The sequence below is a fragment of the Actinomycetota bacterium genome (assembly GCA_035759705.1).
Lineage (GTDB): Bacteria > Actinomycetota > CADDZG01 > JAHWKV01 > JAHWKV01 > JAJCYE01.
The window spans coordinates 1-8,228 of sequence record DASTUJ010000174.1; the positions used below are offsets into that span (position 1 = coordinate 1).

General features: G+C 62.9%; 13 protein-coding genes and 3 tRNA genes. 2 read left to right on the plus strand and 14 right to left on the minus strand.

Annotated features, from left to right (window positions below; genetic code table 11):
* Nucleotides 1-55 precede the first annotated feature (55 nt).
* The gene (locus VFV09_11875) at nucleotides 56-370 is read left to right on the plus strand and encodes an STAS domain-containing protein (GenBank protein ID HEU4868413.1); all 315 of its coding nucleotides are present in this window, start codon (nucleotides 56-58) and stop codon (nucleotides 368-370) included.
* Between the two features lie 36 nt (nucleotides 371-406).
* Here VFV09_11875 and VFV09_11880 read toward each other — a convergent pair whose 3' ends face one another.
* The 14 genes from VFV09_11880 to VFV09_11945 all read right to left on the minus strand — a co-directional run bounded on the left by VFV09_11880 (nucleotide 407) and on the right by VFV09_11945 (nucleotide 7,666).
* Nucleotides 407-919 carry a hypothetical protein gene (locus tag VFV09_11880; GenBank protein ID HEU4868414.1) on the minus strand — a complete coding sequence of 171 codons (513 nt, stop codon included), beginning with the start codon at nucleotides 917-919 and terminating at the stop codon, nucleotides 407-409.
* Complete coding sequence (locus tag VFV09_11885; protein HEU4868415.1) at nucleotides 910-1,407, minus strand: ATP-binding protein; 498 nt, start codon at nucleotides 1,405-1,407, stop codon at nucleotides 910-912. The genes VFV09_11880 and VFV09_11885 overlap by 10 nt, the downstream gene beginning before the upstream one ends.
* A gap of 168 nt (nucleotides 1,408-1,575) precedes the next feature.
* Nucleotides 1,576-2,295 (minus strand): 50S ribosomal protein L1, encoded by a 720-nt coding sequence (gene rplA / locus VFV09_11890; protein HEU4868416.1) that lies wholly within the window; start codon nucleotides 2,293-2,295, stop codon nucleotides 1,576-1,578.
* A 126-nt stretch (nucleotides 2,296-2,421) separates the two neighbouring features.
* Entirely contained in the window at nucleotides 2,422-2,850 is a 429-nt protein-coding gene (gene rplK / locus VFV09_11895) for a 50S ribosomal protein L11 (protein ID HEU4868417.1), read from the minus strand.
* Between the two features lie 23 nt (nucleotides 2,851-2,873).
* Complete coding sequence (gene nusG / locus VFV09_11900; GenBank protein HEU4868418.1) at nucleotides 2,874-3,524, minus strand: transcription termination/antitermination protein NusG; 651 nt, start codon at nucleotides 3,522-3,524, stop codon at nucleotides 2,874-2,876.
* 70 nt (nucleotides 3,525-3,594) lie between these two features.
* The gene (gene secE / locus VFV09_11905; GenBank protein HEU4868419.1) at nucleotides 3,595-4,245 is read right to left on the minus strand and encodes a preprotein translocase subunit SecE; all 651 of its coding nucleotides are present in this window, start codon (nucleotides 4,243-4,245) and stop codon (nucleotides 3,595-3,597) included.
* Between the two features lie 39 nt (nucleotides 4,246-4,284).
* Nucleotides 4,285-4,357 (minus strand) — tRNA-Trp (locus VFV09_11910).
* Between the two features lie 180 nt (nucleotides 4,358-4,537).
* Entirely contained in the window at nucleotides 4,538-4,786 is a 249-nt protein-coding gene (locus VFV09_11915) for a hypothetical protein (GenBank protein HEU4868420.1), read from the minus strand.
* A 112-nt stretch (nucleotides 4,787-4,898) separates the two neighbouring features.
* Nucleotides 4,899-5,309, minus strand: a complete 411-nt coding sequence (locus tag VFV09_11920; GenBank protein ID HEU4868421.1) for a hypothetical protein — start codon at nucleotides 5,307-5,309, stop codon at nucleotides 4,899-4,901.
* Nucleotides 5,306-5,866, minus strand: coding sequence for a sigma-70 family RNA polymerase sigma factor (locus VFV09_11925; GenBank protein ID HEU4868422.1), 561 nt, complete (start codon nucleotides 5,864-5,866; stop codon nucleotides 5,306-5,308). The genes VFV09_11920 and VFV09_11925 overlap by 4 nt, the downstream gene beginning before the upstream one ends.
* Nucleotides 5,867-5,988: 122 nt before the next feature.
* Nucleotides 5,989-6,156 carry a 50S ribosomal protein L33 gene (rpmG, locus tag VFV09_11930; GenBank protein HEU4868423.1) on the minus strand — a complete coding sequence of 56 codons (168 nt, stop codon included), beginning with the start codon at nucleotides 6,154-6,156 and terminating at the stop codon, nucleotides 5,989-5,991.
* A gap of 15 nt (nucleotides 6,157-6,171) precedes the next feature.
* Nucleotides 6,172-7,362: an elongation factor Tu gene (gene tuf / locus VFV09_11935; protein HEU4868424.1), complete on the minus strand. Its 1,191-nt coding sequence runs from the start codon at nucleotides 7,360-7,362 to the stop codon at nucleotides 6,172-6,174.
* 123 nt (nucleotides 7,363-7,485) lie between these two features.
* A tRNA-Met gene (locus VFV09_11940) sits at nucleotides 7,486-7,557 on the minus strand.
* Between the two features lie 36 nt (nucleotides 7,558-7,593).
* Nucleotides 7,594-7,666 (minus strand) — tRNA-Thr (locus VFV09_11945).
* A gap of 200 nt (nucleotides 7,667-7,866) precedes the next feature.
* Between VFV09_11945 and VFV09_11950 the strand changes: the two genes are divergently transcribed.
* Nucleotides 7,867-8,228: CorA family divalent cation transporter (locus tag VFV09_11950; GenBank protein ID HEU4868425.1), on the plus strand; the 362-nt coding region annotated here is incomplete at its 3' end.

Sequence of the window (8,228 nt, forward strand, 5' to 3'; positions counted from 1 at the left end):
TGCAACGCACAACCATTACACTGAGGGCCCATTCCGGACCAGGCGAGGGCAACCGATGTCGTCCAACTTCGATATGACCGTGGCTACCGAGGGTGACGTCACAGTCATCGGTCTGTCGGGCGACCTCGACTTCCACACTGCACGCCGTCTCCGCGAGAAGCTTCTGGAGCTCCACACCTCAGGTGTCACCAACGTGGTCCTGGACATGGCCTCCCTGGACTTCATCGACTCCAGCGGGCTCTCGGTGCTTGTCGCAGGACTCAAGCGCCTGAGGAACTCCGAGGGCAACCTCACCCTCAGGGCGGTGCCGGAACAGACTCGCCGTGTCTTGGAGGTAAGCGGCCTCTCCCGGGTTCTCTCCATCGCCTAGGCCCACCGCCGCTCGGGTGGCCGAGTTTCCGGGCGTCTAGCCCGTCTGCTGCTCCCCTTCGCCGGCGGCCGCCTTGTAGGACGGCCACGGAATCGGCAATGCCCCCTCGGCCTGATGCACGAGCTCGTCGATCGCCCAGTTTCGATAGACCACAACGTCCGGCGGCGTGCAGAGCGTAAGCAGGTGCTCTCCGGCCGAACAGTACTCATCGGCCTCCTCGAGCATCCTCCCGAAATCCCTGGCAGCCGGACCGACGGCCCGTGGGACCTCCAAAGTCAAGTCGACGCTGGCGTCGCCGCGGGCGATTGCAGCCTCCATCTCGGCCCGCCCGGCTGCGCCGAACGCCTGGAAGCGCCGGTCCAGCTCCGCGGCAAGGGCCACCAAACGGCCGGGAACGCTGCTGGAGTCGGCGCGGCCTTCCTCAACGAGCATGCGGAACTCCCGGCGAAGGCCGTCCTGGTGCTCGGAGGAGCGCACCTGGATATCCAGCGGCACGCCGATCAAACGAATGGTTACGAGCTCGGGTGGACTCTCGTCCGTCAAAGCCATGCTCCGGAGACGGCGGGGGCCAGACGGCTGCGCGGGCGGAACTGCTCGGTATCCGGAGAGGTGGTGACCCTGAAGTCGGCGGTTCTGATTTCGGTGGCGGGCTTGGTTCGCACGGGATGCTCGCGGGCTTCCACATCATCCCCGGCACCACCGGTAGCCAGCTCGAACCAGACCACCTTGCCGCCGTCGACCGCAAAGGTGCCCCACGCGGCGGCCAGGGCATCGACGATCACCATGCCCCTTCCGGTGGTGGCCGTCTCCGAGTAGCTTCGAACCACCGGCATGGCGGGGCTGGAGTCGCGCACCTCGGCCCGGACCTTGAGATCGTCGTAGGTCAGGGTCAGAACGGCCCCCTCACCCCCGTGAAGGATGGCGTTGGTGACGAGCTCGCTGATCATTAGGATCGCGTTGTCGGCTACCGCCAGCAGGCCCCAGGTCTTTAGGCGGTCGCGGGTAAAACGGCGTGCTTCGCCGATTCCGGTAGACACCGGAGGAATATGAAATTGTGCTTCAAAGTCAGGCACTTTGTCGATCCCGATCTGCGATGGGGATTATCCCGCCGCCCTCTTCTCAAGCGGTATCTTGTCTCAAAACGAAGGCGGACGGCAATGAATGCCGCGGATGCGTCCGCCCTGTGTTACCCAATGCTGTGAAACCTAGTCGGCGTCTGCCGCCAGCTCCAGCTTCTTTGCTGCCGTGGGGTCGATGCGAACCCCGGGGCTCATGGTCGACGAGACCGCCATGCTCTTGATGTACTTACCCTTGGCTGCGGACGGCTTGGCGCGAATGATCTCGTCCACGACGGTGAGGTAGTTGGCGGCCAGGTCCTCCACCGGGAACGACGCCTTGCCGATGATCGTGTGGACGTTGGCCTGGCGGTCGGTCTTGTACTCGATCTTGCCGGCTTTGAACTCACGGACCGTCTTGCCCACGTCGGTGGTGACGGTTCCCGACTTCGGGTTGGGCATCAGGCCGCGGGGGCCGAGGATCTTTCCGAGCTTTCCGACGACCGGCATCATGTCGGGGGTGGCGATGGCGATGTCGAAGTCGGTCCAGCCCTTCTCGATGCGCTCGGCAAGGTCCTTGTCTCCGACGACGTCCGCTCCTGCCTCCTCCGCCTCACGTGCACGCTCGGCCTGGGCGAAGACGGCGACACGAAGCGTCTTGCCGGTGCCCTTGGGGAGGCTGACGGTTCCTCGAACCTGCTGGTCGGCCTTCCGGACGTCCAGGCCGAGCAGAACGCTCAGCTCGACGGTTTCGTCGAATTTGGCGGCCGCCATGTCTTTGACCAGCTTCAGCGCCTCGGCCGGCTCGTAGAGTTTGCTGCGGTCGTATTTGGCGAATGCTGCGTCGTAACGCTTGCCCTTGTTGCTCATATCAAATGCCTTCCTGGTCGAAGGGGGCCCTGTGCCCGTCTCCTCCTGCCCTGCAGCCGGCTCCGGGGCCGGTTGCTGTCGATCACATCGAGCGGGCAGTGCCCTCGATGTTGCTGCGGTTCGTTCCTAGGCTACGTTGATCCCCATCGAACGGGCGGTGCCCTCGATGATCTTCGCCGCCGCCTCGATGTCCGTGGCGTTGAGGTCCTGCATCTTCGTCTCGGCGATCTTGCGGATCTGGTCACCGGTGACGGTGCCGACCTTGGTCCGGTTCGGCTCGGCCGACCCCTTGTCGATGCCGGCAGCCTGGCGGAGCAGGTTTGCGGCCGGGGGCGACTTCAGCACGAAGTCGAAGGTGCGGTCGTCGTAGATGGTGACGACAACCGGGATGACCATCCCCTGCTGGGAGGCGGTCTTCTCGTTGTACTGACGCACGAAGTCCATGATCGCCACGCCGTGAGGGCCGAGCGCAGTACCTACCGGAGGCGCAGGAGTTGCCTGCCCGGCGGGAATCTGCAGCTTCGCGATTGCCAGGACCTTCTTCTTTTTAGCCATTGGTTTTCCGTTCCTTAGATTTTCTAGAGCTTGGCGACCTGCTCGAAGGACAGCTCCACCGGGGTCTCCCGGCCGAACACGTTGACGAGCACCTTGAGCTTCGATTGGTCCACGTTGATCTCGGAGATGGTTCCGGTGAAGTTGGAGAAGGGCTCGGTGACCACCCGGACGCTTTCGCCCTCTTCGAACTCCAGACGGGGCTTGAGCTTTTCGACCGGCTTGACCCGAAGGATCTTCTCGACCTCTTTGGGAGCCAGAGGGATGGGCTTGGCGCCCGACCCGACGAAGCCAGTGACGCCCGGGGTGTTGCGGACCACGTACCAGGAGTCGTCCTCGAGGTACATACGGACCAGCAGGTAGCCGGGGAAGACCTTCTTCTGGACGACCTGCTTCTTGCCACCCTTGAACTCCATGACGTCCTCCATGGGGATGACGACCTCGAAGATCTTCTCCTCCATGTTCATGGAGTTGATGCGGGTGAGGATGCTGCCCTTGACCTTGTTCTCGTAGCCGGCGTAGGTGTGGACGACGAACCAGTCGCCCGCCCGCTCGCTGAACGGGACCTCGAAGTCGTGGTCCCGGGCTTCGGCCGCCTCCGCGGCTTCAGCGGCCTCGTCGGTCTCCTCCACGGAGTCGTCGACCTCGGCCTCCGAGGTTCCTGCGCTACCGTTCAAGACAGACGTCTGACTGTCCTCATCGCTTGCCGGCTCATCGGTCACAGCAAGACCTTGATCTTCAGCCAAATTACCTGCCTCCTCGGTCGATCAAGAACAGGACTCCCTTTAGAGCCACATAATCGATTCCTGCGATTACCACCATAAAAAAGATGACCGTGACGAGCACCACCACGCTGTAGGTGATGACCTCGTTCCGGGTGGGCCACGCAACCCGGCCAAGCTCACCCTTTACCTCCTTGAGGAAGGTCAGCGGCTTGGTGCGTTTGCGGCTCGGGGCCGTGGGAGCGCGCTTCAAACGGTCGGCGGCGCCCTCACGCTTCTTCATCGCCCGCTTCATCTCACGGTTGACACCGGTCCCGGTGCCGTCGGTGCCGGGCTCCTCGGTCTTGGTTCCTTTGCCGGCGGAAGCTTTGGGTGCTGCCTTGTCCGCCCTGGCGGTAGCGGTCGCGCCCCTGGCGGGCCTAGCTGCCGGTTTGGCGCCGGGTTTGGCTCCAGGCTTGGGTGCGGTTTTCGCTGCGGGCTTGGCGGCAGCTTTTGCGCCGGCTTTGTCCCCCGGTTTGGCGGCTGCTCGACCTGCCGGCCGGGACGTGGACTTGCCAGCGGTACCTGCTGCTCGACCGGCGGGCTTGGCCGCGGTTTTGGCGCGACCGGACGCCGGCTTGGCGCCGCCGGCCGGCTTTACGGCCTCTTTGCCCTGCTTCTCACCATCTGTTGCCATGCTTGTGAACTCCGACGTATAGGGATTAGGTAAATCCGGCAGGCCCGGAGGGACTTGAACCCCCAACCCCCGGTTTTGGAGACCGGTGCTCTACCAATTGAGCCACGGGCCTAAACGATAAGCACTCGGCAGTGCCCGTCTGCAACCGAATAAGTATAGGCGATGGACCACTCGGCGCAGCAAAGCCCGGCAAAGCGGACCCATCCTAACCGGTCGATGGCAGTCTATTGCCTGCCCTCGGCACAAAACAAAGAGGGCGCCTGAGGCGCCCTCTTTGTTGGTGCTTGCTTCGTTAGACGGTGGTGGTCTTGTTGACCTTGCCTACGAGTCCGGCCAGCACACCCGTTACCAGTACTGCGGTGCCGAGGGTGGCGACGTAACCGTAGATGTCCTCCGGAAGCTGGCCCGCCAGGAAGTAGGCGGCGAGACCTCCGGTTGCTCCCAGCACGACATCCCACAAGATGCTGGAGTCCTTGAGAAAGACTCCCTTGATGAAGATGCCGGCGGCGATACCGAGGACCACTGCGGCGAGAACTTCCATTCGAAACCTCCTGCTTTTTCGGGCTCCTCCCCCGGCCGGCGGCCGGAGCGTTTCCCGAGTTTTCTGTGCCTGATCTGACGCAGATCTCGCAGGTTGGTTACAAAGGGCGCTCTCAGGCCGCTACCTTCACCCCGTGGCGGCGACGTCCGAACAGGACCGCTCCGGCCAGGACCGCAAGGCCCAACGCCGAGCCGGCGGCTACCCGGTGCTCGCCGATCTGCCTGGTGGTGACCGTGGTGGCACGGCCGAGCTGCTTGCGGGTCTCCTCGATGACTGCACGCCTGCGGGCCGCCTCGGCCACCCTCTCGGTGACGGTGCCCAGCAGCCATGCCGGCGGCTGGATATCCATGGCGGCCAGCGATCCCAGCTGGGCCTCCAGCTTGCGGTACTCGGCCAGCTCGGCGCGGCAGCTCTCGCAGGACTCCAGGTGGCCCAGAACCCCGGGCGGAAACGTCTTTTCGTCAAATGCCGGGAAATGCTCCCGTGCGTGTGAACACTCCATTACCTCTACCTTTTCACTCATCCCGCCGCCAATTCGTCGTGCAGCAGCACCCTGAGCTTCTGGCGGGCCCGGAATAGTCTTACCCGGGCCGTGCCCTCCTGGATACCCAGCTGCTCGGCGATCTCGTCGAACCCCAGGCCGTAGACGTCTTTCATGACGACGATGGTCCGGTAGTCCTCCGGCAACGATGCGATGGCCGCATCAAGCCTCGCCCGAAGCGAGTGCTGCTCGGCGGTGACCGCGGGGTCCGAAGACTCGATTGCGGGCAGGAGGCTCCAATCCTCCGGCTCCATGCGAACTTCGACGTTCCTGCGGGACCTTTTGCGCAGCAGCGTGATTGCGACGTTGGAGGTGACCCGGTAGAGCCAGGTGGAAAACTTGGCCTCTCCCCGAAACTGCTTGATGACCCGCAGGAGCTTGATGAAAACGTCCTGGGTGACCTCGGCAGCATCTTCCGGGTTGCCCACTATTCGGAGTGACAATGAGTACACCGAAGCGTGGGTCAATCGAATCAACTCCTCAAACGCGGCTTGGTCGCCCTCTTGGCATGCTTTGATGACACTGTCGGGGACGTCCAAAATGGTTGCCTAACCCCCAGACGCGGAAAGCGCCCCGAAAGTTACAGGGCGCTCCGCGTGAGGTTGATGCGTATTCAATTGGCTCGAATGGGGCGCCGTACGCCCGCATCGGGAGATCAGAACTACCTGGTCTCCCGGTGAGCGGTGTGAAGCCTGCACCATCTGCAGTACTTCTTCAGCTCCATCCGACCCTGCTGCTTCTGGCGGTTCTTGGTGGTGATGTAGTTGCGGCGCTTGCACTCCTGGCACGCCAGAGTCACATGGGGCCGCTTGTCGCTCTTGGCTGCCATTGTCTCTAGCTCCTACTACTTGATGATCTTGATGACTCGGCCTGCGCCGACCGTCCGTCCACCCTCACGGATGGCGAACTGAAGGCCCTCGTCCATGGCGATGGGCTGGATGAGCTCCACGTGCATGATCGTGTTGTCACCAGGCATGACCATCTCGATGCCCTCGGGCAGGGTCACCGCACCGGTTACGTCCGTAGTACGGAAGTAGAACTGCGGGCGGTAGTTGTTGAAGAACGGCGTGTGACGGCCGCCTTCGTCCTTGCCGAGCACGTAGACCTGAGCATCGAACTGCGTGTGCGGGGTGATCGAGCCCGGCTTCGCCAGGACCTGTCCGCGCTCCACGTTGTTCTTGTCGATGCCTCGGAGCAGAGCGCCGATGTTGTCGCCGGCCTGACCGGAGTCGAGCAGCTTGCGGAACATCTCGACGCCGGTGCAAACGGTCTGCTGCACCTTCTCCCGGATGCCGACGATTTCGATGGTGTCGCCGACCTTGACCACACCACGCTCGACACGACCGGTTACGACGGTTCCACGACCGGTGATCGAGAAGACGTCCTCGATCGGCATGAGGAACGGCCTGTCGATGTCACGGGTGGGCTGGGGAATGAAGTTGTCACAGGCGTCCATGAGCTCCATGACCCCGGCCTGGGCCTCTGCGTCGCCCTCGAGCGCCTTCAGCGCCGAGACGCGGATGACGGGGAGGTCGTCGCCCGGGAAGTCGTAGGAGCTGAGGAGCTCACGAACCTCGAGCTCAACCAGGTCCAGGATCTCCGGGTCGTCCACCATGTCGCACTTGTTCATGGCCACGACGATGTAAGGCACACCGACCTGACGTGCCAGAAGCACGTGCTCACGGGTCTGAGGCATCGGGCCGTCGGCTGCGGACACGACCAGGATTGCGCCGTCCATCTGGGCTGCGCCTGTGATCATGTTCTTGATGTAGTCGGCGTGACCCGGGCAGTCGACGTGAGCGTAGTGACGGTTGGGCGTCTCGTACTCAACGTGCGCAATGGTGATTGTGATGCCACGAGCCTTCTCCTCGGGTGCCTTGTCGATCTGATCGAAGGCAGTGAAGAAGTTGCCCAGGCCCTTGTCCGTCAGGGTCTTGGTAATAGCGGCCGTGAGCGTCGTCTTGCCGTGGTCGATGTGTCCAATGGTTCCAATGTTGAGATGCGGCTTGTTCCGCTCGAACTTCGCCTTTGCCATGCCTACTTCCCTTCCGGCTACCTGTTAGCCTCGTTTATTCTCTTCTCTAAACAAATTCGGTCTTACCAAGAGACTACCTAATCTTTGGCGTCCCGCGATGTGCCGTAGCTTGAGCCACGTCAGTAGCGGCGGGCGGAATCGAACCGCCGACACAGCGATTATGAGCCGCTTGCTCTGCCTCTGAGCTACGCCGCTAAAGCTTGTACACCTATCTAACGCCCCTGTATTCCGAGCCCTCTCGCGGAATCGAACCGCGGACCTACGCCTTACCATGGCGTCGCTCTACCGACTGAGCTAAGAGGGCACAACTGCTGAGGACCTGCCCCGCCTCCCGAACCCGGGATTTGAGGCGCCTCCGGCGCATCAGTCTAACGAACAGCCCAAGAGCTGTCGGCGCGGCTTCAAGGACAGACCCAACCAGTGTAGGGCACTCGGCAAGTCGCGTAACCTCCTGCGCTTTAAATTTGTTCCTAATGCCCGGGGCACGAAGGTAGGCTTTGCCGAATGATACGGACCAGGGTCTATCAAAAGGGCCAGCTGCTGGCCGAGAACTGCGACCCTGCGCTCATCTCCGACTACCTGGCACTCGACGACCACGTCGTCTGGCTTGACCTCGTTCAGCCCACCTCCGAGGAGCTCGGCCTGTTCAAGGAGGAGTTCGGCCTGCACCCGCTGGCCATAGAGGACGCAACCCACGCCCACCAGCGCCCCAAGATCGATCGCTACCGCCGCCACCTGTTCGCTGCCGTCTACGCTGCGTGGCTGGTGGACAAGGACGCGCGCCCCGGTGACCGGCGGGACGTGGAGCTGGAGACCACCGAGGTGGACTTTTTCGTCGGCCGGCAGTACGTGATCACCGTCCGGAA

Coding starts and splice junctions, on each gene's coding strand:
- VFV09_11875 (HEU4868413.1), top strand. CDS start 56: ATGTCGTCCAACTTCGATATGACCGTGGCTACCGAGGGTGACGTCACA.
- VFV09_11880 (HEU4868414.1), bottom strand. CDS start 919: ATGGCTTTGACGGACGAGAGTCCACCCGAGCTCGTAACCATTCGTTTG.
- rplA (HEU4868416.1), bottom strand. CDS start 2,295: ATGAGCAACAAGGGCAAGCGTTACGACGCAGCATTCGCCAAATACGAC.
- rplK (HEU4868417.1), bottom strand. CDS start 2,850: ATGGCTAAAAAGAAGAAGGTCCTGGCAATCGCGAAGCTGCAGATTCCC.
- secE (HEU4868419.1), bottom strand. CDS start 4,245: ATGGCAACAGATGGTGAGAAGCAGGGCAAAGAGGCCGTAAAGCCGGCC.
- VFV09_11915 (HEU4868420.1), bottom strand. CDS start 4,786: ATGGAAGTTCTCGCCGCAGTGGTCCTCGGTATCGCCGCCGGCATCTTC.
- VFV09_11920 (HEU4868421.1), bottom strand. CDS start 5,309: ATGAGTGAAAAGGTAGAGGTAATGGAGTGTTCACACGCACGGGAGCAT.
- rpmG (HEU4868423.1), bottom strand. CDS start 6,156: ATGGCAGCCAAGAGCGACAAGCGGCCCCATGTGACTCTGGCGTGCCAG.
- tuf (HEU4868424.1), bottom strand. CDS start 7,362: ATGGCAAAGGCGAAGTTCGAGCGGAACAAGCCGCATCTCAACATTGGA.